This window comes from Pseudarthrobacter siccitolerans (genome assembly GCF_001046895.1).
In the GTDB taxonomy this organism is placed as follows: domain Bacteria; phylum Actinomycetota; class Actinomycetes; order Actinomycetales; family Micrococcaceae; genus Arthrobacter; species Arthrobacter siccitolerans.
Window position 1 is genome coordinate 18727 of sequence record NZ_CAQI01000047.1, and the last position, 24490, is coordinate 43216.

At 65.9% G+C, this 24490-nt stretch carries 21 protein-coding genes; 13 read left to right on the plus strand and 8 right to left on the minus strand.

What is annotated here, in order from left to right; translation table 11 throughout:
• Nucleotides 1–48 precede the first annotated feature (48 nt).
• The 4 genes from ARTSIC4J27_RS14905 to ARTSIC4J27_RS14920 all read left to right on the plus strand — a co-directional run bounded on the left by ARTSIC4J27_RS14905 (nucleotide 49) and on the right by ARTSIC4J27_RS14920 (nucleotide 6734).
• Nucleotides 49–318, plus strand: a complete 270-nt coding sequence (locus ARTSIC4J27_RS14905; protein ID WP_050055989.1) for a GlsB/YeaQ/YmgE family stress response membrane protein — start codon at nucleotides 49–51, stop codon at nucleotides 316–318.
• Between the two features lie 177 nt (nucleotides 319–495).
• Entirely contained in the window at nucleotides 496–2649 is a 2154-nt protein-coding gene (locus ARTSIC4J27_RS14910) for a putative bifunctional diguanylate cyclase/phosphodiesterase (protein WP_050055990.1), read from the plus strand.
• Nucleotides 2650–2790: 141 nt separating this feature from the next.
• Nucleotides 2791–5829: a response regulator gene (locus ARTSIC4J27_RS14915; protein ID WP_235436700.1), complete on the plus strand. Its 3039-nt coding sequence runs from the start codon at nucleotides 2791–2793 to the stop codon at nucleotides 5827–5829.
• Nucleotides 5826–6734: a GGDEF domain-containing response regulator gene (locus tag ARTSIC4J27_RS14920; RefSeq protein WP_050055991.1), complete on the plus strand. Its 909-nt coding sequence runs from the start codon at nucleotides 5826–5828 to the stop codon at nucleotides 6732–6734. The genes ARTSIC4J27_RS14915 and ARTSIC4J27_RS14920 overlap by 4 nt, the downstream gene beginning before the upstream one ends.
• Nucleotides 6735–6740: 6 nt before the next feature.
• Here the strand turns inward: ARTSIC4J27_RS14920 and ARTSIC4J27_RS14925 are convergent, their stop codons facing one another.
• On the minus strand, nucleotides 6741–7253 hold the full coding sequence (locus tag ARTSIC4J27_RS14925; protein ID WP_050055992.1) for a hypothetical protein: 513 nt from the start codon (nucleotides 7251–7253) through the stop codon (nucleotides 6741–6743).
• Between the two features lie 229 nt (nucleotides 7254–7482).
• Here ARTSIC4J27_RS14925 and ARTSIC4J27_RS14930 point away from each other — a divergent pair, with 229 nt between their 5' ends.
• On the plus strand, nucleotides 7483–8034 hold the full coding sequence (locus ARTSIC4J27_RS14930; RefSeq protein WP_050055993.1) for a dihydrofolate reductase family protein: 552 nt from the start codon (nucleotides 7483–7485) through the stop codon (nucleotides 8032–8034).
• Between the two features lie 69 nt (nucleotides 8035–8103).
• A complete protein-coding gene (gene rlmC, locus ARTSIC4J27_RS14935) occupies nucleotides 8104–9231 on the plus strand; it encodes a 23S rRNA (uracil(747)-C(5))-methyltransferase RlmC (protein ID WP_050055994.1) in 1128 nt (375 codons plus the stop codon).
• Between the two features lie 4 nt (nucleotides 9232–9235).
• Here rlmC and ARTSIC4J27_RS14940 read toward each other — a convergent pair whose 3' ends face one another.
• Nucleotides 9236–12190, minus strand: a complete 2955-nt coding sequence (locus ARTSIC4J27_RS14940) for a BTAD domain-containing putative transcriptional regulator (protein ID WP_161799580.1) — start codon at nucleotides 12188–12190, stop codon at nucleotides 9236–9238.
• A 245-nt stretch (nucleotides 12191–12435) separates the two neighbouring features.
• Between ARTSIC4J27_RS14940 and ARTSIC4J27_RS14945 the strand changes: the two genes are divergently transcribed.
• Nucleotides 12436–12963 (plus strand): hypothetical protein, encoded by a 528-nt coding sequence (locus ARTSIC4J27_RS14945; protein WP_152683886.1) that lies wholly within the window; start codon nucleotides 12436–12438, stop codon nucleotides 12961–12963.
• Between the two features lie 4 nt (nucleotides 12964–12967).
• Here ARTSIC4J27_RS14945 and ARTSIC4J27_RS14950 read toward each other — a convergent pair whose 3' ends face one another.
• On the minus strand, nucleotides 12968–14380 hold the full coding sequence (locus tag ARTSIC4J27_RS14950; RefSeq protein WP_050055997.1) for an aminotransferase-like domain-containing protein: 1413 nt from the start codon (nucleotides 14378–14380) through the stop codon (nucleotides 12968–12970).
• Between ARTSIC4J27_RS14950 and ARTSIC4J27_RS14955 the strand changes: the two genes are divergently transcribed.
• Both ARTSIC4J27_RS14955 and ARTSIC4J27_RS14960 read left to right on the plus strand, forming a co-directional pair.
• A complete protein-coding gene (locus tag ARTSIC4J27_RS14955; protein WP_050055998.1) occupies nucleotides 14379–15359 on the plus strand; it encodes a DMT family transporter in 981 nt (326 codons plus the stop codon). The two genes, ARTSIC4J27_RS14950 and ARTSIC4J27_RS14955, sit on opposite strands and share 2 nt — an antisense overlap.
• Before the next feature lie 3 nt (nucleotides 15360–15362).
• Nucleotides 15363–15980 carry an FMN-binding negative transcriptional regulator gene (locus ARTSIC4J27_RS14960; protein WP_050055999.1) on the plus strand — a complete coding sequence of 206 codons (618 nt, stop codon included), beginning with the start codon at nucleotides 15363–15365 and terminating at the stop codon, nucleotides 15978–15980.
• An 11-nt stretch (nucleotides 15981–15991) separates the two neighbouring features.
• Here the strand turns inward: ARTSIC4J27_RS14960 and ARTSIC4J27_RS14965 are convergent, their stop codons facing one another.
• Complete coding sequence (locus ARTSIC4J27_RS14965) at nucleotides 15992–16816, minus strand: SDR family NAD(P)-dependent oxidoreductase (protein WP_050056000.1); 825 nt, start codon at nucleotides 16814–16816, stop codon at nucleotides 15992–15994.
• Between the two features lie 157 nt (nucleotides 16817–16973).
• Here ARTSIC4J27_RS14965 and ARTSIC4J27_RS14970 point away from each other — a divergent pair, with 157 nt between their 5' ends.
• Entirely contained in the window at nucleotides 16974–17360 is a 387-nt protein-coding gene (locus tag ARTSIC4J27_RS14970) for a TfoX/Sxy family protein (protein WP_050056001.1), read from the plus strand.
• On the opposite strand, the gene ARTSIC4J27_RS14975 is transcribed toward ARTSIC4J27_RS14970, so the two are convergent.
• A complete protein-coding gene (locus tag ARTSIC4J27_RS14975) occupies nucleotides 17361–18008 on the minus strand; it encodes a LysE family translocator (protein ID WP_050056002.1) in 648 nt (215 codons plus the stop codon). It abuts the gene before it with no gap.
• Between the two features lie 114 nt (nucleotides 18009–18122).
• Between ARTSIC4J27_RS14975 and ARTSIC4J27_RS14980 the strand changes: the two genes are divergently transcribed.
• Nucleotides 18123–19706, plus strand: a complete 1584-nt coding sequence (locus ARTSIC4J27_RS14980; RefSeq protein WP_050056009.1) for an alkaline phosphatase D family protein — start codon at nucleotides 18123–18125, stop codon at nucleotides 19704–19706.
• A gap of 82 nt (nucleotides 19707–19788) precedes the next feature.
• Here ARTSIC4J27_RS14980 and ARTSIC4J27_RS14985 read toward each other — a convergent pair whose 3' ends face one another.
• Both ARTSIC4J27_RS14985 and ARTSIC4J27_RS14990 read right to left on the minus strand, forming a co-directional pair.
• On the minus strand, nucleotides 19789–21192 hold the full coding sequence (locus tag ARTSIC4J27_RS14985; RefSeq protein ID WP_050056003.1) for a GntP family permease: 1404 nt from the start codon (nucleotides 21190–21192) through the stop codon (nucleotides 19789–19791).
• Nucleotides 21193–21234: 42 nt separating this feature from the next.
• Entirely contained in the window at nucleotides 21235–21771 is a 537-nt protein-coding gene (locus ARTSIC4J27_RS14990; protein ID WP_050056004.1) for a gluconokinase, read from the minus strand.
• Between the two features lie 194 nt (nucleotides 21772–21965).
• Between ARTSIC4J27_RS14990 and ARTSIC4J27_RS14995 the strand changes: the two genes are divergently transcribed.
• Entirely contained in the window at nucleotides 21966–22700 is a 735-nt protein-coding gene (locus tag ARTSIC4J27_RS14995) for a FadR/GntR family transcriptional regulator (RefSeq protein ID WP_083435486.1), read from the plus strand.
• A gap of 172 nt (nucleotides 22701–22872) precedes the next feature.
• A complete protein-coding gene (locus tag ARTSIC4J27_RS15000) occupies nucleotides 22873–23199 on the plus strand; it encodes a hypothetical protein (protein ID WP_152683887.1) in 327 nt (108 codons plus the stop codon).
• On the opposite strand, the gene ARTSIC4J27_RS15005 is transcribed toward ARTSIC4J27_RS15000, so the two are convergent.
• The coding region (locus ARTSIC4J27_RS15005) for a plasmid pRiA4b ORF-3 family protein (protein WP_235436702.1) at nucleotides 23196–24490 on the minus strand (1295 nt) is incomplete at its 5' end. The two genes, ARTSIC4J27_RS15000 and ARTSIC4J27_RS15005, sit on opposite strands and share 4 nt — an antisense overlap.

Consider the following 24490-nt stretch of genomic DNA (forward strand, 5'->3'; position numbering starts at 1 on the left):
AACCGGATATGGGGGCACGGCACAACTTACTGATTAAGGAGTGACAACATGGGTATTCTCGGATTTCTCATTTTGGGCCTGATCGCGGGTGCTATTGCCAAGGCCATCCTGCCGGGACGTCAAGGCGGAGGCTGGGTAGTCACCATGGTCCTCGGCGTCGTCGGCGCCATCCTGGGCGGCTGGATCGGCTCGCTGATCTTCGGCGGCGGACTGGCTGAATTCTTCGATATCCGCACGTGGCTGCTGGCCATCCTCGGATCGATTGTCGTACTGCTGATCTACGGGGCAGTCACCAACCGGAGCAGCCGCCGCGTATAGCCGCAGCTCATATTTCCAAAGGCAAAGCGCCGTCCCCCGCATCCGGGGGACGGCGCTTTTGCATTGCCCAGGACCGGCATTCCGGGAGTTGCAGTCTGCGGCCGGGCAAAACACCGTTTCCCCGGACCGGCCAATTTTCGCGTCCGGCACTTTATGATGTGCGAGGGGGGTGCAGTAATGGCTGATTCTCAAAGCCACAGCAACGGTTTAACGGCGCCGGTATTCGGTGCGTTCCTGGACGCCAGTCCCGACGCCCTCCTGGCAGTGGCCGCAGACGGCAGTGTCACCATGGTCAACGCCGCCACGGAAAGGCTTTTTGGCTTCAGCAGGCACGAGCTGATTGGCCGCAATCACCGCTCGCTGTTCGCAGCTGGTTTCCGGGCTGAAGTTGACCGGCTTTTCCAGCAGCTGGTCGCGGCGCCCACGGAACAGCCGCCGCCCCGCGAGGTGTTCGGCGTGGCCAGCAACGGGATTGAGTTTTCGGCGGAAGTGGCTGCCGCACTGCTGCCAGGCCCGGAACTGGACGGCCAACCCGCAGGCGCGGCCGCACCGCAGGTCCTGCTTTCGGTCCGCGGCACATCTCACCGGGCCGCGGCGGAGGAGGACCTGCGGGAGGCGATGTCCCTGCTCACCGCCACCCTTGAATCCACTGCGGACGGAATCCTGGTGATGAGCAGCCAGGGCCATGTCGCCGGTTTTAATGACCAGTTCCTGACCATGTGGGGCATCCCGCCGGAGCTCCTCGAAGGCGACACCGAAGAGCCCATCATGCGGCTCGTCCTCTCACAGGTGGCGGACCCCGTGGCATTTGTGGGCCGGATCGAGGAGCTGGAGGACAATCCGGCAGCGGAAAGCCACGATGTCCTGGATTTCAAGGACGGCCGCACCTTTGAGCGGTATTCCCGCCCGCAGCGGGTGGGAGAGCAGATCGTGGGCAGGGTGTGGAGCTTCCGGGATGTCACCCCACGGCGCAAGGCCCAGGAGCAGGCGCACCAGGCCATGCTGGACCTTGCGGCGCAGGCGGAAAAACTGCGGGCTATGGCCTTCCAGGATCCGCTGACAGGGCTGGCCAACCGGGCTGTGTTCAACGACGGACTGGCGGATGCCCTGAAGGAGCCGCGGCTGAAGGCGGTGGATGTCCTCCTGCTGGACCTGGACGATTTCAAGGAAGTCAACGACATCCTGGGGCACCAGGCCGGCGATGACATGCTGATCGAAGTGGCGCGCCGGCTCCGCGGCTGCGTCCCCACCGCCGACGTGGTGGCCAGGCTCGGCGGCGATGAATTCGTGGTGCTGCTGACCGCCTGCCCTGATGCTGATGAGATTGCCCGCTGCATCGTCCGCTGCCTGCACGTCCCGGTCACCATCAACGGCACCGTGCTGCGGCCCAGCCTCAGCCTGGGGCTCGCCTCCGTAGGGCAGGACAACGTGGGCGCTTCGGAGCTGCTGCGGCAGGCGGACATTGCCATGTATGCAGCCAAGGCCGCCGGAAAGAACCGTTTCCTCCGGTTCCACCCGGACATGATGACGGCCCTGGTGCAGCGGACCGACATGGAGAGCGGCCTGCAGCTGGCGGTGTCCCGCGGCGAAATCTCGGTGGACTTCCAGCCCATCGTGTCGCACCGGATGGGCCAAGTGGTGCAGTTCGAGGCGCTGGCACGGTGGGACAGGAGCGGCGAGCGCGTGCCGCCGTCGGTGTTTATCCTGCTGGCCGAGCGCACCGGACTGATCAACGAAATCGGCGCCGAAGTAATGGCCATCGGCATGGTGCAGCTGGCCTCGTGGCTGAGCGAGGACCCGTCCCGGTCCCTGTCCATCAACGTCTCCGGCGTCCAGTTGCAGGACCCGGATTTCGCCGAGCAGGTCCTGCGGCTGGCCGACGCCAGCGGCGTGGCACCGTACCAGCTGGTGCTGGAGGTGACCGAGTCCGTATTTTTCGACGCCGACTGCAGCCTGATCAAGCAGCTCAGCACGCTGCGGGACGCCGGCGCCCGTGTTGCCCTGGACGATTTTGGCACCGGCTACTCGTCCCTCGGGAGGCTCCAGGACCTGCCGGTGGACACCGTGAAAATCGATAAGACCTTTGTGTCCATGGTGCGCCTCGGCACGGAGCGGCTGCCCATCCTCAGTTCCATGATCAACATGGCCCACAGCCTTGGCCTGACGGTCACGGCCGAGGGGGTGGAGACGGTGGCCCAGGCGGATTACCTCACCGCCCTGGACTGCGACTCACTGCAGGGATACCTTTTCTCGCTGCCCGAGCCGGGCGCGCGGCTGCAGTACGCCCTGCGCCACGCGGAAGAAGCGCTCAACGCGCTCAAGGGGCGGTAAAGGAAGCCTGAATCCCGGCCATCCGGGGCTCAGTGAGGCATATCATAGGAAAGCGTCTCCACCCAGGTCTCGGGTGGGCTCCGGGCCGGTGTTCCCACAGGGTTTCCGGGGTTTCCGGGCGCACCTAGGGGGAGGTACCGCGTGTCTCAGACTGGTCTCCAGCAGCACCGGCCCGCCGGCAGCAGCACTACATTGCCCGTGAAGTGGCTTGCCGTGCTGACGGCCATTGTGCTGGCCGCGCTCGGCCTCTTTTTCGCAGCCAATAGCGGCACTCCAACTGCCCTGGTCACGGGTGATTTCACCATCCTGGCGGCTTCCCTGCTCGCGGGTGCAAGCTGCACCCGGGCCGCCCGGCGCGGCGGTGCCAATGCCCGGGCCTGGACGTTTATGGCGGCCGCCGCATTCATTTGGGCCGCGGGAATGGCCGTCTACGCGTTTTATGGCCTGGCCAACAACCACGTGTACCCCTTCCCTTCCCTCGCAGATGCCCTGTTCATCGGCTACTCGGTGCCCGCCGTCGCCGCGCTGTTTGCGTTCAAAAGGCGCGGCGGCAACCATGTGGCGCTGTACCGGGCGGTGATGGATGCGGCAGTGGTTGCCGGCTCCGTGCTGGTGGTCAGCTGGTACGTGGTGCTGGGCGCCGCCTTCGATGCGGAGGGTGATCCCCTGGCCCGGCTCACCGGGATGGGCTACCCCGTGGCGGACTTTGTGATCACCTCCTTGGTGCTGGTCCTGGCGATGCGCCGGCAGCCGGGCGAGCGGCTGCCGTGGCTGTGCTTCGGCGGCGGGCTGCTGGTGCTGGCGGTGACGGACAGTATCTACGTGCGGTTGACGTTCGACGGCGTCAGCGGCACCACGGGTTCACCGCTCGCCCTGGGCTGGATCATTGCCTTCCTCCTGATTGCCCTCGCGCCGCTGGCGCCGTACCAGGAAAGTGCCGGACCGGACCGGACGGGCTACACCCTCGCACTGGAGCTGCTCCCGTACGTCCCGCTGCTCCTGGCAGTGGTGCTCTTCGCAGGTCCCCATCTGAGCGAACTTAACCCCTTCCTGCTGGCGGCGGGCGCCGCCGTCCTGGTGTTCGTGACGGTGCGGCAGGTGCTGATCATCCTGGAAAACATCAACCTCACCAGCGGGCTCGAGGAGGAGGTGGCGGTCCGCACCAGGGAACTGGAGGCAGCCCGCGAGGCGGCCTTGGAGTCCAGCCGGTTGAAGTCGGAGTTCCTGGCCACCATGAGCCATGAGATCCGGACGCCGATGAACGGTGTGGTGGGCCTGACTGCTCTGTTGCTGGAGACCCCGCTGGACCCCACCCAGAAGCAGTACGCGGACGGGGTGAAGGGCGCAGGCGAGGCACTGCTGGCCCTGATCAACGACATCCTGGACTTCTCCAAGCTGGAGGCCGGCAAGGTTGACCTGGACGTGCGCCCCTTTGATCCGCGCGTCCTCGTGGAGGAAGTGGCCGGGCTCCTGGCCGAACCGGCGCAGGCGAAGAACCTGGAACTGATCGCCTACTGCGAACCCGGGGTCCCTGCACGGCTTGTGGGCGACTCCGGCCGGATCCGGCAGATCCTCCTGAACCTGGCGTCCAACGCGGTGAAGTTCACAGCATCCGGGGAGGTGTCCATCAGGGTCAAGACCGAAAGCCCTGGAGCTGCTGCCGGAAGTACAGCAACGGTGTATTTCGAAATCCGCGATACCGGAATCGGCATCGACCCGTCCCAGCACGGCAGGCTCTTCCAATCGTTCTCGCAGGCCGACGCCTCCACCACCCGCCGGTACGGCGGCACCGGGCTGGGCCTGGCCATCTGCAGCCGGCTGACGGCCGCAATGGACGGCGGGATCGGCCTGGACAGCACCCCCGGCCAGGGCAGCACCTTCTGGTTCCGGCTGCCCCTGCCGGTGGCGCCGCCGTCCACGGACCCGGTTCCGGCGGCCGGCTTCCTCAACGGCCTGCGGGTCCTGGTGGTGGATGACAACGCCACCAACAGGCTGGTCCTGGAGTCCCAGCTGCGGGGCTGGCGGCTCCTGCCCGAAGCCGTCCCCGATGCCGCCTCGGCGCTGGTACGCGCCCGCGAAGCAGACGCCGCCGGGGAACCCTTCCACCTGGCGGTGCTGGACTTCTGCATGCCGGACACGGACGGCCTGGAGTTGGCGCGCCGCATCAAGTCCGAGGCCGGGCTCGCGGACATGGAACTGATCATGCTGACCTCCACCATGCAGGTCAATGCGGCGGAAATCAGCCAGGCCGGGGTGCGCGAATGGCTGATGAAACCGGTTCGGAGCTCCGAGTTCTACAACCGCCTGGTCCGGCTCATGTCCACCCACGAGCCTTCCGTTCCGGCCGCCGCTCCGTCCCAGGCATCCGCTGTCCGGGATGAGCCGTCACGGGGCCGGATCCTGGTAGTGGAGGACAACGAGGTCAACCAGCTTGTGGCCCGCGCCACGGTCAGCAGGCTGGGCTATGCGGTGGACGTAGTGTCCAACGGAGTCGAGGCCCTTGCCGCCACGGCCGGTTCGCGGTACGCCGCTGTGCTGATGGACTGCCACATGCCGGTGATGGACGGGTTCGAGGCCACGCGGCATATCCGGCGCCGGGACGGCAGGCACCCGCGCCTGCCCATCATCGCCATGACCGCCGGCGCGCTGGATGGTGACCGGGAACGGTGCCTTGCCGCCGGCATGGACGATTACCTCGCCAAGCCGGTGGACGCCGCCGCCCTGGAAGCCACGCTGCTCCACTGGGTTCCGGAGCCTGAGAGCCGGCTTGTTCCCGGGCTTGTCCCCCAGCCGCTGGCAGTGACCGGAGGAGCGCCCGCGGCCGCGCCTGCACTGGACCAGGACCGGATTGCCATCCTGCGGGAGCTCGGCCCGGAGGACGGGCGGGGCCTGCTGCCTGAAGCGGTGGCCGCTTTCCGGCGCGAACTTCCCGCCCGTCGTTCGGCCCTGCAGGCGGCCGTGGCCGACGGCGACGGGCCGGCTTTGGTGCAGGCGGCGCACGCGCTGAAGGGGTCGGCCGCCAATATCGGGGCCGCCGCCGTCGCGGGCCTCTGCGCTGAGCTTGAACGGCTGGGCCGGGACGGCACGCCCGGCGGCGCCGACGCCGCGCTCCGCCGCCTTGAAACGGAACTGCCCCGACTGGACGCGGAACTGGACGCAGCTCTGGAGGTGACTCCGTGAAAGTTCTGGTGGCCGACGATGACCCGGGCTCCCTGATGGTGGCGAGGGCCGCCGTCGAACGTTCCGGCCATGACTGCCTCACTGCCGCGGACGGTGACGAGGCGTGGGCGCTGTACCTGGCGCACCAGCCGGACGTAGTGGTCACCGACTGGATGATGCCGGGAATGGACGGACTGGCGTTGTGCCGGGCTATCCGCGCACGGGAGCAGGAGTTGTACACGTATGTTGTGCTGCTGACCTCGCAGGGGTCCCGGGACGATGTGCTGGCAGGGCTCGAGGCCGGCGCGGACGATTACGTCACCAAGCCGCTGGACCCGTTTGTGCTGCATGCCCGGCTGCTGGTGGCGCAGCGGATCACCACCCTGCACGCGGACCTCGCCCACTACCGCCGGGTCCTCTCCCGGCAGGCACGGACCGACCCGCTGACCGGGCTGCACAACCGGCTCAAGCTCTCGGAGGATCTGGAGCAGCTGCACCTGCGAAGCGAGCGGTACGCAGAGCAGTACAGCCTGGCCATGTGCGACGTGGACAATTTCAAAAGCTACAACGACATCTACGGCCACCAGGCGGGAGACCTCGCGCTGCGGGCGGTGGCTGCGGCGCTGCTGGGCATTGTCCGGAAGAGCGACGGTGTGTACCGCTACGGCGGCGAGGAGTTCCTGCTGGTGCTGCCCCAGCAATCGGGTCCGGGCGCGAAGGCGCTGCTGGAACGGGCGCTGGACGCTGTGCGGAGCCTGGCGATCGAGCATGCCGGTGATCCATCAGGGCAGCTGCGGCTCAGTGCCGGAATCTCGTCGTACTGCCACGGGCACCGGATGGACGCCGCCGCGCTGGTGGGCGCGGCCGACGCCGCGTTATACGCAGCCAAGGCCGCCGGGCGGAACAGGGTGGAAGTGGCCCGGTAGGTCCGATCAGGCGGCTTTCTTGGAGCCGGACTTCTTCTGGATCGGCTTCGGCTTCTGCTGCTTCGGCTTCTGTTGTGCCGGTTTGTGCTGGACGGACTGCTGGTGGCGTGCCGGCTGCTGCTGCGGTGCAGGCTGTTCCGGCTTCTGTTGAACGGGCTGCTCCGCGACGGGCTGCTGCTGAACCGGCTCAGTCACACTTTCCGCGGAGACGTTGAAGCCGGCTCCAGCTGCCTCCGCATTCATAACCCCCGCTGCTTCATAAGCGCCTGCGGCATCGGCAGCGCGGTTGCGCTTCCAGCGGCGGAGCAGGTCCACGGCGGCCAGGACGCCGGCAAGCGGCGTGAGGACGGCTGCCAGGTACACAAAAAGCATCCAGGTCAGGGTGGTGAGCGGAGGCTGGTTGTTGTTCAGCAGGGAGAGCCCGCCCAAAAGACCAACGGCCCAAAAGAGGACCACTGCGGTGAGCACCGCCGCGGCCGGGAAATACTGGTTGGACACGATCTTTTTCAGGGTTTCCACGCACTTCCTCCTGCCTGGCCGGGGCACGGCTACAGCCGCTCAAGACCAGTATGGGGCTGCAGGGGCGGGAATCACGGCAACACGCAGGCGGTGGTGACGAACCTAACGTCCGGCCCACCTGTGCCTGCTTATTTCCACCCTCTTCCCTGCCACAGAACCAGCGAATACCGTGGACCTGACCGGCCGATGCCGGCTTGCCCGAACCGTTGGCGCCACTGTGGAGGTCCCTATGCGAAAAGTCACTGCCGGTCTGTTCCATTCCGTGGATGGTGTGGTGTCCGAACCGTTCAAGTTCCAGTTCGACAGCTTTGACGACGAACTCGGTGCGGGCCTCACCAAGATGATGGAAACGGTGGACACCGTAGTGCTGGGCCGGGTCAGCTACCAGGAATGGGCGGGATATTGGCCTACCGCCACAGCGGACCAGGACTTTGGCGCCTTTATCAATTCCGTGGAGAAGTTCGTGGCCTCCCGATCGTTGAAGGAACCGCTGGAATGGCAGAACTCGCGCCTCATGGATGCCCCGCTGGAAGAGTTTGTGGGCAAGTTGAAAGAGCGCGACGGCGGAGAGATCGCGGTGTGCGGCAGCATCTCCGTGACCCGGCAGCTGCTGTTCGCCGGGCTGCTGGATTCGCTGACCCTGATGACCCACCCGGTCATCGCCGGCACAGGCCGCCGCCTGTTCGAAGACGGCGACCCCACCACCAGGCTCGAGCTGCAGGACCAGTACCGGACCAGCAAGGGCAACGTGGTCAGTGTGTACACGCGGCGCGGGGAATAGCGGCCGAAAGTCACTCCGGGAGCGGCCGGGAGGCGGGCGCCCACGCACAGCGGGTAAAATCTTTCGGTCATGCATTGTTTCTACTTCGATGCCGGCCGTTGCCGCTCCTGCACCCACATGGGTACCCCGTACGATCAACAGCTGGCTAGCAAGCAGATGCACTGCCAAACGCTCCTCGCCGGCCACGCGTCGCTGGAATGGCTTCCGCCCCTTGCGGGCCAGGAGTACGGTTTCCGGAACAAGGCCAAGATGGTGATTGGCGGAACGTCCCAGAGACCCACCATCGGGATCCTCGACGCGGAAGGTTTCGGGGTGGACCTGCGCAAATGCGGCGTCTGCTCGCCCGGCCTGCGGGCATGTTTCCCGGTGCTGGCCGACTTCATCCGCCACACCCGCCTGACGCCGTACGACGTTCCGCGGCGCACTGGCGAACTGAAGCACCTGATCATCACCGAATCCCCCGACGGCGACATCATGCTGCGCCTGGTGCTGCGCTCGGAACAGCTGGTCCCCCGGATCCGGAAGAACCTCCCTGGCCTGTTGGCTGCCCTGCCGCAGGTAAAGGTGGTCTCGGTGAACCTGCACCCGGAACACAAGGCGGTGCTGGAGGGCGAGCGCGAGATCCTGCTGACCGATCAGTCGACGCTGAAGATGCGGGTCAACGACGTTAACCTGCATCTGCGGCCGCAAAGCTTTTTCCAGACCAACAGCGAGATGGCCGCCGCACTGTACCGTCAGGGGCGCGAGTGGGTCAACGAGCTGGCGCCGGCCTCGGTCTGGGACCTCTATTGCGGCGTAGGCGGCTTCGCCTTGCACTGCGCGGACCCCTCCCGGGACGTGACCGGCATCGAAACGAGCAGTGAAGCCATTGTCTCGGCCAAAATCAGCAGTGCGGAATCAGGGCTGCAGCGCATGGATTTCCGTGCCGGCGATGCCACGGCCTTCGCCCTCGCGGCGGACAAGTCGCCCGAGCTGGTGATCGTCAACCCGCCCCGGCGCGGGATCGGCAAGGAGCTGTGCGGCTGGCTCGAATCATCGGACGTGGAGCACGTTGTCTACTCGAGCTGCAACGCCCAGTCGCTGGCCCGTGACCTGGCAGTACTCCCCTCGTTCACGGCGCGGCGGGCCCGGGTCCTGGACATGTTCCCGCAAACGAAGCACTACGAGGCAATGGTCCTGCTCAGCCGGGCCAGCTGATCCCTCACCACGGCGCCGGGTTTACAGCCTCGTCGGTTTCAGGCCATGTGGAGTCGGCGTGCTTAACGTCTGCTCCAGGATGGCGTGCGCTTCGGCGGAGGACCTCACCGGCAGCCTGGGTGGGCGAAAGCGCCTTGCCGGCGGACCAGGCAAGCGCAAAGCGGACCGACCCAGCTTCGGCTCTGGCTTTGGCTACGATTTCGTCAACCCGTCTCCGTTCCGCTCCGTCCAGCAATTGCCCACGGTCCGCGCGGTACGAATCGGCAGAAGCCAGAAGCCGGATGGCCAACTCGGTGCGGTGCCGTGCCAGGTAAACCCCAGCCAGCGAATCGAGGAATCCTGTCAGATGGCCCTGCGCCCGTAGCTCAAGGGCCGTGGTTATCGCTTCACACATCAGGCTTTCCGCACCGTCGTAATCGCCCGCTTGTTCCAGGGCTTCGGCCAGGTTCACAAGCCCGATACCCACCAGCCACCGATCCCCGATAGACCGGGCCATTTCGGCACACCGGCGCGACAGCTCAAGGGTAACGGCGACGTCCCCGGCATAGAATGCAAGCCGGGAGAGAACAACCAACGAGGCCACGCGAGTGCGGGGGCTCGCGGCTGGTGACCGCACAGCTTCCGCAGCCAGCCTCTCAGCTGTGGCCAAATTATCCGTCTGGGCAGCCTGGACGGCCAGGCACATTGTGGTCCAGGCTGCACCAGCAGCGTTGCGTGCGCAGTCGAAAGCCGCAAGGGCTGCTTGATGGAAACGTGCCGCATCGCTATATCTTCCTGCTGTCCAGCACAGAGTGGCCGCGCCGCTTAGGGCTGGAGCCAGAACCTCAGGCGCGGCATCCGTGGCCTTTTCGACTATTCCGACGGCGAGGTGCTGTTCCTCGGCTACGTCGCCGGTGAGCTCCCAGTAGTGCCAAAGTTGGCCCACCATGCGGAGCCCTATCTCTGGTGCCGCGTCCGGCCCGGCCGCCCACAGTAGTGCCGCCCGCAAGTCCAGAGCGTCGGACTGCAGTGTCCGGAATGCTTCAATCTGGCCGGGTCCCCACAGCCTCGGACTAACAGCCTCCGCAAGGCTGAGGTAATGCCGGGCATGTTGGAGTCGAATGGTTGTTGCCCCGCTGAGGAGCGCCAACCGGTCACGGGCGAACTCGCGGATCGACTGGAGCATGGACACCCGTTGGTGTCCGGTGGCGTCGGTGTGCGGTCTAAGCAGGCTCTGGTCCGCGAGGGATGCCAGCAGCTCGCCAATCCGGGGCTGCACCTCAGTCGTTCCGTTGCATATCGCAGCGATAGCCTCGACGGTCGGATCGCCGGCAAAAACCCCAAGATGGACCAACAGTTGCTGCTCGTTTCTGCCCAGAAGCTGGTAGCTCCAGGTGATTGCCGCAGTCAGCGTCCGCTGCCGTTCAGGAAGGTCCCGGAACGCAGCGGGGAGGTCGTTCAAACTGCGTTCCAGATCCGCCAGGAGGGCCTGCTCGGTGCGGTACCGCAGCTGGGCGGCGGCCAGCTCAATGGCCAGCGGTAAGCCGTCCAGACGATGGCACAGCCGGGTCAGGACGGCAGCATTCCCCGGGTCGACGTCGAAATGGGGCCTGACTGCCCTCCCCCGGTTAAGGAGCAGCTTCATGGCCGGCACTTCCCGGAGCCTGCTGGGAGGCAGTGCCGGTTCGAGAGGCGGAAGGGCAAGCGGTCCGAGCTCATACTCGTATTCGGCGCGTAGCCCGAGACGCCTCCGGCTGGTAGTCAGGATGCGGAGGTCGGGAGCAGCGGTTAGCAGATCCACCACCATCGGCCAGGCGTCCTCCAGATGTTCAAAGTTGTCCAGCACCAAGAGCAGCCGGCGTGTGCGAAGGAACCGGGAGGCGGCTTTCAACGGATCTTCGCCGGACCAGTCGTCCAGACCCAGTGTGGTGGCGATGGCACCCGGCACTTGGTGGACGTCGGAAAGCGGCGCCAAATTAACCCAGCCCACGCCGTCGTTCATTTGTTGGCCCAACCGGGCCGCAGCGGCCAGTACCAGCCGCGTTTTACCGGCACCGCCCGGGCCGGTAACAGTCACCAGCCGGCACTCCTTTGAGCGGTACAAGGAGCACACCTCTTTCAGTTCCGCTTCCCGGCCTACCAAGGGGGTGACCGGGGCGGGCAGGTTCTCCAGCCGCTGACTGGGGCGATCCGCATTCACTGCTGGAACATCGAGCGAGGTATCCTGCCGCAGCACCAGCGCTTCCAGCTCCCGCAGCCGCATCCCGGGATCAATACCAAGTTCGGTCATGAATACTTTGCGGGCGTGCCGCGCGGCTGCGAGCGCGTCCGCCTGCCGGCCGGAGCGGTATAAGGCAACAACCAGTGACGCCCGGAGCCGTTCATGGAATGGATGCTTCGACACCAGCCGTTGCAACTCGCGGGCCAAAGTGTTGTGCCTGCCCAATGCGAGTTCGACCTCGGCGAGGTCCTGGTAAGCGTCCAGCCACGCTTCCTCCAGCATTTCGAGGTCCGGCGCGAGCAGTTCGAGATCAGCCAATTCCGGAAAGATCCGTCCCCTGAACAAGCCCACGCCCTGGCGCAGCTGACGGGCTCCCGCCACCAGGTCCCCAGCCTGGACTGCTTGCTCACCGGCGGCGATATACGCTCGGAACTGCAGGAGATCGACTTCGTCGTCCGCCACCGTCAGTAAGTAACCTCCAGGCCGGCTGGCGAGCCGCTGCGAAGGAACGCCTTTGGGCCGGCCTGGTTCCAGCAGGCGCCTCAGGTTGGCGATGTAGACCTGAAGTTGTGCGCCTGGATGTGCGGGCAAGCTGCCCTCCCAGACGGCAGCGGCAAGAAAATCAGCGGTGACAACGGTATTGGGCATGAGCACCAGGCATTCGAGGACAATCCGCAGCTTTTCGCTCCCCAGCAAAACGGTCCGGCCGTCGGCAACAACCTCCAGAGGACCGAGGGCCCTGATCCGCAATGCGCCCATCGCCAAGTACCCCTCACTGGCCGGCCGCTGAACTGGCGCGACTGGCCAGCCCACCGGAACTCCAAGACGAGCGAACCCCACAGCGCCCCGCCCCGACCCTTGATGCGACCCCATGGAGTTGCATCAACCCAATCTTGCTCCCGGGCAGACGACCGGTCCAGTGTTTTTGGCCCGATTAAGGATGGGTTAAGGGCGGGGAGCCAATCTAGAGGCATCCATTGGAATACCCCCGAAAGGAAAATCCCATGAAAACGACAATTACGCGCATGCTGGCCCCTGCTGCCTTGGCCACAGTCGCCCTGGTTGCCCCTGCTGCACCGGCGCTTGCTGAAGACGTGTCCTTCATCCTGCCTGCCGGCACGGGATGTGACTTCAGGCTTGGTGTCTCCTGGACGGGAGGAAACCTTCAGACCAAAGAGTTTGTGGACGAGGACGGGGATACCGTTCGATTGCTCGTCTCGGGCAAGGGAACTGTGATCACCTACACAAACTATGGTTACAAGCCGGGACGCCATCCTGAAGCTGTTGACTCCATCACTATTCGCACCGACGGTTCAGTGACTGAAACCGTGACCAATCCTGACGGTACCCAAACCGTCACCGCCACTGGCCACAACGGCCTGATTTTGTTTCCCTCCGATGAACCAGCAGGACCGACAACCACCCACTACATCGGAAAGGTTGTCTACAACGTCGACCCCGCGACCGGTATCTTCACCTTGGTGAGCTCTTCGGGTCAAGCAATCGACGTCTGCACTGAGCTCTCCAGCTGACCCCTCAGCCCCCGTTCCGGGCCAGCATCTCCCCGATGATCCGGGCGCCTTCGGGAAAGGCGCCCGGATTCGTCCCCGAGTAGTTGAGCCGGATGAAGGGGCCCGCGGGCTCGGCCGGGAACCACTCATTACCGGGCGCAATAATCACTCCGGCAGACTCGCAGTCCCTGGCAAGCCGCTCCAGGTCGGTGCCGTCCGGAAGCCGCACCCACACGTGCAGCCCGCCTTTGGGCACCTGCTCAATGTGCCCCTGCGGCATGTGCTGGCGCAGGCTGGTGACCAGCAGGTCGCGCCGGGATTCCAGCTGGTGGCGGAGGCTCCGCAGGTGGGTCTGCCACCCGGGCTGCGTGACGACGTCGAGCGCGGCCGCCTGCAGCAGCCCGCTGACGTACATCGACTCCGCCGCGCGGTCGGCAAGGATGCGCTCCCGTGCAGGCCCGCGGGCGATCACCGCGGCCACCCGGATGGACGTCGACACACTCTTGGTGAGCGAACGCAGGTACACCACATGGCCTGAATCGTCGCGGGAAGCCACCGGAACGGGACTGGTGGTGATGCCGAAGTCGTGCGCCCAGTCGTCCTCCACTAAGAACGCGCCCTGCGCCCGCACCACGTCCAGCACCTGGTCCCGCCGCTCCGCCGTCCACTGGGCACCGGTGGGGTTGGCGTAGTTGGGCTGCGCATAAAACACCCGGGCCCCGGACTCCTCAAAAGCACGGGTCAGTTCCAGCGGGTCGGGCCCCTCCGGGCCGGCGGGAACCGGCACCACACGGACTCCCGCCTGCGCGGCGGCCAGGATGGCGCCCCAGTACGTGGGCGATTCCAGCAGCAGGGGCTGTCCCCTGCCCACCAGCGCGCTGAAAATGGAGCTCAGCCCGCTCTGGCTGCCGGGAAGTACGACGACGTCGCTTGGGTTCGGCGGGGTGGTCCCGGCCGGCGTCGACGCACCCAGCTCATGCGCGAACCACGACTGCAGTTCCGGCAGGCCGGCCGCGGGCGGGCGGGACAGGGCTGCGTCCCCGCGGGCAGCCCGGGTCAGGGCAGCCCGGACCAGCCGCTCCGGCAGCAGTTCCCGGGCCGGGTAGCCGGAGTGGAAGGAAATAACATCGAGCGGCAGGTCGCGCATGGTGGATGACGCCGCGGGCAGTGCCGTCCGCGGTGAGCGCAGGGCCGCCGTCTGCCAGCCGTAGTCCGACGGCTTCGCGGTCCTGGCCGCGCGGACAAACGTCCCCACGCCTGGCCTGCTCTCAATCAAGCCCTGCGCTGTCAGTGTTTGCAGCGCCTTCTGCACCGTCACCGGACTGGCCTGGTACTCGGCCACCAAGGAACGCGTGGACGGCAGCTTCGCTCCCGGCGCGGCGGCGGCCATCCAGGTTTTCAGGTGCGCCACGATCCGCGAACTGCTATCGTTGTTCATGAGAGACAATAGTAGCGCTACTCTTCCTCAGCGCACAGTGATACTGCCTTCTGGCGGCTCCGGAATCTGGCTGGGGCTCATCGGTGTGGCGGCATTCTCGTTCACCGTCCCGTTCACCAAAGTGGCTGTGGCCAGCCTGTCCCCGCTGTTCATCGGCTCCGGCCGGGCCGTGGTGGCAGCAGTCCTCGCAGGGTCAGCCCTGGCACTCACCCGGCAGCGGCTCCCCCGCGGAGTGCAGTGGGCGCGGCTCGCAGTGGTGGCAGCCGGCGTCGTCGTGGGCTTCCCGCTACTGACCTCCTTTGCCTTGACCGCCACACCCGCCAGCCACGGGGCTGTGGTGATTGCTTTACTGCCGGCTGCGACGGCAACGGCCGCAGTGCTTCGCGGCCGGGAACGGCCCCGGTTGGCGTTCTGGCTCGTCACCGGCGCGGGAGCCATTGCGGCAATCATCTTCGCTTCCCTGCATTCCGGCGGCTTCGGGCAGATGCACTGGGCGGACCTGCTGCTGCTCGGTTCGGTGGTTGCCGCAGCCATCGGCTACGCCGAAGGTGGCCTGCTGGCCCGAGAACTTGGCGCATGGCAGACGGTGTCCTGGGCGCTGGTGCTCGCGTCGCCGCTGATGGTGCTTCTGACCGCCGTTTCCATGGCCCAGCAACCGCCATCCGCCGGACCCATGCAATGGCTGGCATTCGCCTATCTCGGGGTAGTGAGCATGTTCCTCGGGTTCTTCGCCTGGTACCGCGGCCTGGCCATCGGCCCCATCGCTTCCGTCAGCCAGATCCAGCTCATCCAGCCTGTCCTGACCATCTGTTGGGCAGCACTCCTGCTGGGCGAACGCCTGGCCTGGCCCACCGCCCTCGGCGCCCTGGCCGTGATCCTCTGCGCCGGAGCGGCCGTCCGGGTGCGGCTCAGGCCGGAACCCCTGCAGCCGGCGCCCGCCGTCCACCCCGTCCCATCCCTTCAATCAGTAAAGGACTAGCCCATGTACACGCCAGCCCATTTTGCCGCCGGCCCCGAAACCGTCCAGGATGTCCTTACCCGCCCCGGCGCGGCGAACCTGGTCACCATGACGTCACGGGGCCTGCTCGCTACGCTGGTGCCGCTGGTTTTTGATCCCGACGTCGGCGGGCACGGCGCGCTGCAGGGGCACCTTGCGCGGAACAACACGCAGTGGTCCGAGCCCGCCGTCGGGGAGGCACTGGCCATCATCCAGCGGGCGGACGCTTACGTCTCGCCGTCCTGGTATGCCGCCAAAGCGGAACACGGGCGGGTTGTCCCCACTTGGAACTACACCACCGCACACGTCTACGGGCAGCTGGTGGTTCACGATGATCCGGCCTGGATTTCGCGCCAGGTCCGGCGGCTCACCGGGGTCCACGAGGCGGAGTTCGAGCACCCGTGGAGCGTGGACGACGCTCCGGAACCCTTTATTGCCGGCCAACTGCGGGCCATTGTGGGCGTGGAACTGGTGATCACCCGCATCGAGGCCAAGGCCAAGCTGAGCCAGAACCGGCCGGAGGCAGACATTGAAGGAGTGGTGGCAGGGCTTAACGCCAGAGGGCAGACGGGGATGGCGGCCGACGTCGAGCGGGCGCGCTGACCGGCAGAAGCCTACGAAGCAGCCTTAACCAGCTCTTGGCTTTTCTCCCACAACCCCCGGGCCAGTTCGGCATCGTAGGCCTGGGGGTTGGCCTTGGCCAGGGCGCGCTTCGCGTAGTAGGCGCCGGAGATCCATTCCTTGCCGGCCGTGCCGTTGATGAGCCACAGCATGGTGTCCGCGCCCTGGTCCGGGGTGAGCATGAACCGGTTGAGCAGGGTCTTGTAGGCGTGCCGGAAGGGGCTGGTGGACTCCGCCGCGAAGTTGGTGCGGACCACGCCCGGGTGGAATGCCGCCGTCGTGATGCCCTGGCTGGCGTAGCGCCGGTCCAGCTCAGAGGTGAACAGAATGTTGGCCAGCTTGCCGGTGCCGTAAGCGCGGTTGGTGGAGTAGCTGTGCTCGGAGTTGAGGTCGAACAAGTCCAGCTTGCCCATGCCGTTGGCGGCGCTGGAAGTGTTGATGACCTTCGCGTTGCTGGCCGTGAGGGTGTCCATCAGCAGCGTGGTGAGCAGGAACGGCGCCAGGTGGTTGATCTGGAATGTGGATTCGTTGCCGTCCACGGTGAGTGTGTGCTTGCCCATGATGCCGCCGGCATTGTTGGCCAGGACGTCAATTCGGGGGTAGTCGGATTTCAGCTGGGCGGAGAGGGTGCGCACCTGCGAAAGATCGGCAAAGTCGCTGACGAAGTAGTCTGCGTTCAGCTCCTTGGCAATGGCGCGGGTCTTCTCTTCGGACCGGCCGACGACCACCACCTGCTCCCCTGCCTTCGCCAGGGTCCGCGCGGCGGCCGCCCCGATTCCGTCGCTGGCGCCGGTGATCACGATGGTGCGAGGAGTCAAGGGAAAGTCCTTTGGTCGGGTGCAGGCGTGGCTCCCGGTGGGAGCGCCTTGCTGTTGGCACAACGACGGCGGGCGGCCGGGTGTTCCCCGATCTCGACCAGGCACAGATCCAGGGCATATCCTGCACACACAGCCGAGCCCCGGGGAGGGAACCATCATGGAGATGCCAAAAGCGTCCGACGAGGACAAAGAGCGGTTCAGGTCGCTGGTCCCGGGTCACCCGGAGGTGGTGGTCAAGCCCATGTTCGGCAACCTGGGCGCCTTTGTGAATGGCAACATGTTCGCCGGGCTGTTCGGACCCACCATCGGCATTAAGCTCTCCCCGGAGGACCGGGAGGAACTCGAAGGCTCGGAACGGACGGTCCCCTTCGGGCCGGCCGAGCGGCCGATGGGCGGCTACACCGGACTGCCGGAGATGTGGAACGAGGAAGGCGACGGCGACGACGCCCGGGCGAAGGCCTGGATCCACAAAGCCTTTGAGTACATCTCCACGCTCCCGCCCAAGGAGCCGAAAGCGTCCAAAGCCCGGTCCGCCGGCAAGTAGTCAGTGGGCGGGTTCGAGTGCGAGCTTGAGCCCAAAAGCTACCAGGACCGTGCCGGTGATGCTGTCGATGATGCGGATGCTGCGGGCACCCTTGAGCCAGCGGGAGGCGTAGCCCGTGCCGAAGATCAGCAGCGTGAACCAGGCCATCGTCAAAACGCAGTGCACCCCGGCCAGCAGGACGCCCACCAGCAAAGGCGATTCACCCGCCGGAATAAACTGCGGGATGGTGGCGATGTAGAAGACGCCCACTTTCGGGTTCAGCAGGTTGGTTCCGGTCCCGGTCAGCCAGCCGGTGAAGAGTTCATTCCGGCCGCCCGCAGGCGTGTTGGCTTCAGAGACTGCAGCAGCGTTGCCGTGCTTCAGGCCCTTCCGCAGCAGGGATAGCCCGAGCCAGATCATGTACGCTGCACCGGCGATGGTGAGCAGGCGGTAGGCCAGCTCGGACGCTGCCAGCAGTGCCGAGACGCCAACCGCCGCGGCCACGCCCCAGATCATCGCTCCCGTACTGATGCCGATGGCCGTCGCGAAGGCGAAGCGGCGGGACCTGGTGATGGACGAGCGCAGCACCAGGGCGGTGTCCATGCCGGGCACCAGCGTCAGCAGTCCGGCAACCAGGGCAAAGGCGAGAACAGCCTGAGGGAGAGTCACCGTTCAAGGATATGGGGCCGGTGGCTGGGCCTGTCGAAACCCGTGACCCTCAGTTCACTTTTGATTCACTCAGGCAACAACCGCCGTCCAACCGGCCTCCCTACCGTCGGAGTCATGGACAACATCTCACGCAGATCCCTGATTTCCGCCGGCCTCGGTGCCGGCCTTGTCGCCGCCCTGCCGGGTGCCGCAGTCGCCACTTCCATCGCGGACGACGCCGGTCTCCGCACCGATCCGTTTATGCTCGGCATTGCGTCGGGTGAACCGTGGGCGGACGGCTTCGTGATCTGGACGCGACTGGCGCTGGATCCCCTCGCCGAGGACGGCCTGGGCGGCATGCCCTCACGGCAGGTCCCCGTCGCTTGGGAGGTCGCTGAGGATGCCGCCATGCGATCGGTAGTAGCCCGCGGCATCGAACACGCCCGGATCGAAACCGCCCACTCCGTACACGTGGAGCTCAAGGGCCTGAAGCCCGGCCGCGAATACTTCTACCGCTTCCGCAGCGGCCGCCACATCAGCGAAACCGGCCGCACCCTCACTGCCCCGGCCCTGCATGAAACCCCGGCCGCACTGGCGATGGCCTTCGCCAGCTGCTCGCAGTACGAACACGGCTACTTCACCGCGTACCAGCGGCTCGCCCAGGACCACCCGGACCTGGTGCTGCACCTGGGCGACTACCTCTACGAGTACAAAAAGGGCAGCTACGTGATCGGCGGCGGCAACCCGCGCGACCACCAGGGCCCCGAGACCAGCACCCTGCAGGGCTACCGTCAACGGCACGCGCAGTACAAGGCCGACGCCGACCTGCAGGCCGCGCACGCCATCGCACCCTGGCTGGTGGTCTGGGATGACCACGAGGTGGACAACAACTGGGCGGACGAGGTCCCGGAGAACACTGACGGCGGGCAGCTGAACGACACCACCGAGCGGTTCCGGCAGCGCCGTGCCGCCGCCTTCCAGGCGTATTACGAGAACATGCCGCTACGGGCCTCGTCCGTCCCGGCCGGGTTCGACATGAAGATCTACCGCACCATCCAGTGGGGCCAGCTCGCCAACTTCCACATGATGGACACGAGGCAGTACCGCGACGACCAGCTCGCCGGAGACGGCTGGCGCAAGAACGTGGCTGAACGCCTGGCCGAGGACCGGACCATCACCGGCGCCGAGCAGGAGAAGTGGCTGCTGGACGGGTTCAGGAACTCCACGCAGCGCTGGGACATCCTGGGCCAGCAGGTGTTCTTCGCCGAGCGGGACCGCGCCCAGGCGTTGGAGGTCGACGACGTGTCCATGGACGGCTGGGACGGCTACGCCGCTTCACGCCGCCGCATCACCCAGGGCTGGCTAGACGCGAAGGTGCGCAACGCCGTCGTGCTCACGGGCGACGTGCACCGCAACTGGGCCAACGACCTGAAGGTGGACTTCAAGGATCCTGCCTCGCCCGTGGTGGGCTCGGAGCTGGTGTGCACGTCCATCACCTCCACCGGCAACGGCACTGGCTCCACCACGGAACCCACCATGGCGTGGAACCCGCACCTGAAGTTCTACAACGACAACCGCGGCTACGTGAACACGAAGATCACCAAGGACGCCATGACCGCCGACTTCCGGGTACTGGACTACGTCACGACGCCGGGTTCCCCGGTCAGCACAAAGGCCTCCTTCCGGATCCAGGACGGGGTCCCCGGTCTCCAGGCGTAACCAGCCCGCCCTTTAAAGTAAGTAGCGCCAGGTGCCGTTTTGGAGGTTCAAAACGACACCTGGCGCTACCCGGTTGGGGAAGCTAGCCCGCCAGGCCGGCCACCAGGAAGATCACGGCCGCGATGGCAAAGCCCATCACGCCGATCAGGGTCTCCATCACGGTCCAGGTCTTCAGCGTGGTCTTGACGTCCATGCCGAAGAACCGGCCCACCAGCCAGAAGCCGGAGTCGTTGACGTGCGAGACCACCACGGAGCCGGCGGCCACCGCGATCACCAGGGCGGCCACCTGCATGCCGTTAAGTCCGGCCGATGCCACGGCCGGGGCGATGAGGCCGGCGGTAGTGGTCAGTGCCACCGTTGCCGAGCCCTGGGCGATGCGCAGGATCGCCGAGATCAGGAAGCCGGCCAGGATCAGCGGGATGCCCAGGTTGCCCAGGACATCGGCCAGTGCGGAACCGATGCCGGAGGTGCGCAGGACGCCGCCGAACATACCGCCGGCACCGGTGATCAGGATGACGGAGCAGACGGGACCCAGGGAGGATTCGAGCAGTTTCTCCAGCGCACCGGCATCCTTGCCGCGCTTGGCGCCCAGCACGAACATCGCCACGATCACGGCGATCAGCAGCGCCACCGGAGTTTCACCGATAGTGCGCAGGACCTGGAACCACTGCTCGTTCTTGACGTCAGCATTGAGCACGCCGGAGGACGCCAGGGTGTTCAGGCCGGTGTTCATAAAGATCAGGACCAGCGGCAGGAGCAGCAGCCCCACGATGGTGCGGAAGCGCGGCGGGTGGGACTCGGCCTCGGCGCTGGCGTGGCCCAGGAGTTCGGGCACGGGAAGGACCAGCTTTTTGCCGGTGTAGAGGCCGTAGAGGTAGGCGGTGACATACCAGGTGGGAATGGCGACGATGAGGCCGGCAATCATGACCAGGCCGATGTTGGCATCGAAGAAGGCTGAGGCGGAGACCGGGCCCGGGTGCGGCGGCAGGAAGATGTGCATCACGGAGAACGCGCCGGCGGCGGGCAGGCCGTAGCGGAGCACTCCCCCGCCCAGGCGGTGGGCCACGGCGAACACGACCGGCAGCATAACCACCAGGCCGGCGTCGAAGAAGATGGGGAAGCCGAAGATCAGGGAGGCCAGGCCCAGCGCGAAGGGGGCGCGCTTCTCACCAAAGACGCCGATCAGGTAGTCGGCCAGCACCTTGGCGCCGCCGCTGGTTTCCACGATCCGTCCGAGCATGGCGCCCAGGCCCACGAGCAGGGCTACGGTGCCGAGGGTGGTCCCGAAGCCGTTGATCAGGACCGGCACCACCTGGTTGGCGGGGATGCCGGTGGCGAAGGCAGTGGCAAGGCTGATGATGATCAGGGCCAGCAGCGCGTGCATCCGCAGCTTGATGATCAGGAACAGCAGGGCGACGATCGCCGCCGCGGCAATGAGCAGCAGGGGGCCTGCACCCATCGTTTGAGTCCATCCTTCGATGGTCATGGTTCTCCTTTGAAACAGGATTGTTGGGGATTCGGGGAAGGCTTAGGAGGCCTGGTCTGCGGGGAGGCGCAGTGCGGCGATGATGGTTTTGACGAGCTCTTCGGGGGCCTTGGAGATGTCCAGCCGGAGGCTTCCGGCCGCGAGCTCCGCATCGCTCAAGGGCTCAAGGGTGGCCAGTTGGCTGGGCAGGAGCGTGGGCGGCATGAAGTGGCCTTCGCGGCCCTGCATACGCTGGCCGATAAGGTCCGCTTCACCGTGGAGGTGGAGGAAAAGAACGCGACCCTCGGCCTGGGACAGCAGCTGGCGGTAGCTCTGCTTGAGGGCGGAGCAGGTGAGCACTGTGCTCTTGCCCTCATGGGCCTGCGCGGTCATCCAGTTCTGGATTTCCTGCAGCCAGGGCCAGCGGTCCTCGTCCTGCAGCGGGGTCCCCTGGCTCATCTTCTGGATGTTGGCCTGCGGGTGGAACTCGTCCGCTTCGGCGCAGGCCCAGCCGAGCTGGCGGGAGAGAGCTGCCGCGATGGTGGATTTGCCGGAACCGGCAACACCCATGACCACCAGGTGGGTGGCGGGATACTGCATGTTTTACCTCCGAAGAAGACGCCATTGGCTTAGGGAAGAACGCTTGTGTGCACATCCCAGAGGGACATGCACTGGAGATAAGGTATCACCTTTTTACTTGATAGATACTATCTTTCCGTGTCACAAGTCATATCTTTGAGTAATTTTCGGTAGGCTAATAGTCGCACGCAGGGCGTGCGGAGGAAGGCAGGAAGATGTCGACGGCGACACCACAGGACCAGGACAACACGGACGACGGCGGGCCCGCCCCCGCCCTGCAAGGACGCGTTGTTGAGGCGCTCGGCGTAGCTATCGCCTCCGGCGATCTTCCCCCCGGAAGCCGGCTCACACTGGAAGGCCTGCAGCAGGAGTACGGGATTTCGCGGACCGTGGCACGGGACACCATGAAGGTCCTCGAATCGATGAACCTGGTGTACTCGCGTCGCCGGGTGGGCATCGTGGTGCAGGAGCGCCGGTTCTGGAATGTCTTCGATCCGAAGCTGGTGCGCTGGCGGCTCGCCTCGGACCGGCGGGAGATCCAGTACAGCAGCCTCACGGAGCTGCGCATCGCCGTCGAACCCATTGCCGCCGCCGGGGCAGCACGCAGGGCAAGTGCCGCCGAACGGGCCAGGCTGACATCCCTTGCCGCCGACCTGCGCCGGCTGGGCGAGGCCGGCGAACTTGAGGCATTCCTGGCAGCGGACATCGAGTTCCACTGCCTGCTGCTGGAAAGCTGCGGCAACGAAATGTTCCTGGCCCTCGAAGGCATGGTGGCCGAGGTGCTGACCAGCCGGACCAAGCAGGGGCTGATGCCGTTCAAGCCCCGGAACGAAGCGCTCCAGGCGCACGAGGATGTGGCTGCGGCGGTGGCCGGCGGAGACGCTGGTGCCGCCGAGGCCGCGATGCACCACATTCTCGATGAGGTCCGCAACGCCATGGGGCTGCGCTAGGCACACGTGATGACCCCTGCCTTTTAGTCCGGATTGCGGCCGGCCAGGATCTTGAGCTAATTTTTCGATGAATTCCCGGGCCAGCAAGACTATCGTTGAGTCACCTGGTTGATGAAGCGGACCACAAGCAATAACGGCTGCGCTGGCAATGGCGTGCCGAGGGGTGGGGCCGATGCAACAACAACTCACAGCAGGCCGGGTATGGCTCCGGACGGCTCTAATCTCAGGTGCACTGATGGTGATGGTGTTTGTCACCCAGTTTGCCACAGCTTCGAGCAAGGACCTCGACGACGTCTGCCAGGCCGCCGGCCACGCGCTGGACCGCAACTTCCGCCTGCTGCATCCACGCGACGGGAGCCCGTACTTCCCGCTGCACAACAGGTGCGATGCGGCCTATGACCTTGTCCCCGCCTGGGTGAATCCCTCCCTCTCGGCGCTGGCAGCAGTGCTGGCTCTTTCGCTGGCGGGTGCGCTGGTCAGCCGGAGTGCACGCCGCTAAGGCTTACGGGACAGGAGCTCGGCCTCCTGGACGGCGAGGAAGAACTTCACCCCGCCGTCGGTAAGCAGAGGACGGTCAGCGAAGGTGGCCTTGGGGGTCATCACGCGCAGGCACATAAGGTTCCACGAGACTGTCCGGTAAATATCCGTGATCCATTCGTCGGGGATTGGATCGCCGGACCGGGTAACGAATCCCGTCTCCTCCAGCGCCAGGCGGATGACATCGCGTTCCTGGTTCCAGGGCGGCGCAATACATGTGAGGTACCAGTTCGCGTAAAGGCCCGTGACGAGTCGGACGGCGTCGTGCCCAGGACTTGCGATGATGTCCACCACGAGGTCCCATAAGTAGCCGGGATATTCCAGCGCACGCCTGCCCCGCGGCGCGAGCACCAGCCTGCCCTTGAGTTTACGGACCAACTTCCAGGCAATGGCGTGCTGGCGAAGTTCGCGGACGGGCAGAACATTGGCTTCACGGTTCCCCTTGCCGTAAACGATGCCTTCCCAGCCGATCTCCTCCACTGCCCGCTTCACCAGTGCGGGTTTCAGGTAGCCGTCCTTGGTCAGTTCCAGGCCATCACCAGCGGCATTTTGCAGGAGCCAGAGCACCGGCCCGAGCACGGCGTCCCGTTCCTCATCCAAGAGCGGCTGGGGCCACCACTGAAGGGCAAGAATCCGGAGTTTGCGGTTCGCTGCCTGCACACCGAAGCGGGTGGCGTCGAAACGCCGGCCGAATTCGCCGGCCGTCTCGAAAACCCATCTCGCCGCATCCTCGTGTTCAGGGTGCTGCTGGTCGGCGAGGATCTGCACCAGGCGCGTGTACCCGAGCGGGCCGCCGGAGTCCTCCACAGGCCCCCGGTTGGCGCCGTCCAGGCACAGAAGTTCACCATGCTCCAGTTCGGCGGGGCCGAGCAGTTCCACCCGGTGCATCCAGCCGTCACCGAAGTCATACTCGTATTCGAACCCTGTGTTTGGCTTGTGCGGATCCAGAAGTTCTGACAGCACGACGACGCCGGGCAGCTCTGCGCGCGGGTCTTCCGTTGCGCCCTCGGGACCCATGACTACCCGGGGCCTCCCTGCGGGATCCAGGGCACGGACGCCGTAGAGGTGGCGGTCCTCCCAGCCGAAGGCTGCCTGCACGGCCAAGTGGAACTGCTGGACTGTCAGCCCGGTGGGAAGCCTGAGCTGGCGCCAGACCGGCGGCTCAATGTCCTCGATGCTGATTCGCAGGTCAAACGCAGGGACGGTGCCGGCTGGAAGCATAGTGGCCATCTTGCCAGAGAGCCTGCGTGAAG

Excerpts from the sequence above, each read along its gene's own strand:
- ARTSIC4J27_RS14955 (WP_050055998.1), top strand. The coding sequence starts at position 14,379 with ATGAGAGACAATAGTAGCGCTACTCTTCCTCAGCGCACAGTGATACTG.
- ARTSIC4J27_RS14930 (WP_050055993.1), top strand. The coding sequence starts at position 7,483 with ATGCGAAAAGTCACTGCCGGTCTGTTCCATTCCGTGGATGGTGTGGTG.
- ARTSIC4J27_RS14995 (WP_083435486.1), top strand. The coding sequence starts at position 21,966 with ATGTCGACGGCGACACCACAGGACCAGGACAACACGGACGACGGCGGG.
- ARTSIC4J27_RS14960 (WP_050055999.1), top strand. The coding sequence starts at position 15,363 with ATGTACACGCCAGCCCATTTTGCCGCCGGCCCCGAAACCGTCCAGGAT.
- ARTSIC4J27_RS14910 (WP_050055990.1), top strand. The coding sequence starts at position 496 with ATGGCTGATTCTCAAAGCCACAGCAACGGTTTAACGGCGCCGGTATTC.
- ARTSIC4J27_RS14980 (WP_050056009.1), top strand. The coding sequence starts at position 18,123 with ATGGACAACATCTCACGCAGATCCCTGATTTCCGCCGGCCTCGGTGCC.
- ARTSIC4J27_RS15000 (WP_152683887.1), top strand. The coding sequence starts at position 22,873 with ATGCAACAACAACTCACAGCAGGCCGGGTATGGCTCCGGACGGCTCTA.
- ARTSIC4J27_RS14990 (WP_050056004.1), bottom strand. The coding sequence starts at position 21,771 with ATGCAGTATCCCGCCACCCACCTGGTGGTCATGGGTGTTGCCGGTTCC.
- ARTSIC4J27_RS14950 (WP_050055997.1), bottom strand. The coding sequence starts at position 14,380 with ATGAACAACGATAGCAGTTCGCGGATCGTGGCGCACCTGAAAACCTGG.
- rlmC (WP_050055994.1), top strand. The coding sequence starts at position 8,104 with ATGCATTGTTTCTACTTCGATGCCGGCCGTTGCCGCTCCTGCACCCAC.
- ARTSIC4J27_RS14970 (WP_050056001.1), top strand. The coding sequence starts at position 16,974 with ATGGAGATGCCAAAAGCGTCCGACGAGGACAAAGAGCGGTTCAGGTCG.
- ARTSIC4J27_RS14985 (WP_050056003.1), bottom strand. The coding sequence starts at position 21,192 with ATGACCATCGAAGGATGGACTCAAACGATGGGTGCAGGCCCCCTGCTG.
- ARTSIC4J27_RS14945 (WP_152683886.1), top strand. The coding sequence starts at position 12,436 with ATGAAAACGACAATTACGCGCATGCTGGCCCCTGCTGCCTTGGCCACA.
- ARTSIC4J27_RS14940 (WP_161799580.1), bottom strand. The coding sequence starts at position 12,190 with ATGGGCGCATTGCGGATCAGGGCCCTCGGTCCTCTGGAGGTTGTTGCC.
- ARTSIC4J27_RS14905 (WP_050055989.1), top strand. The coding sequence starts at position 49 with ATGGGTATTCTCGGATTTCTCATTTTGGGCCTGATCGCGGGTGCTATT.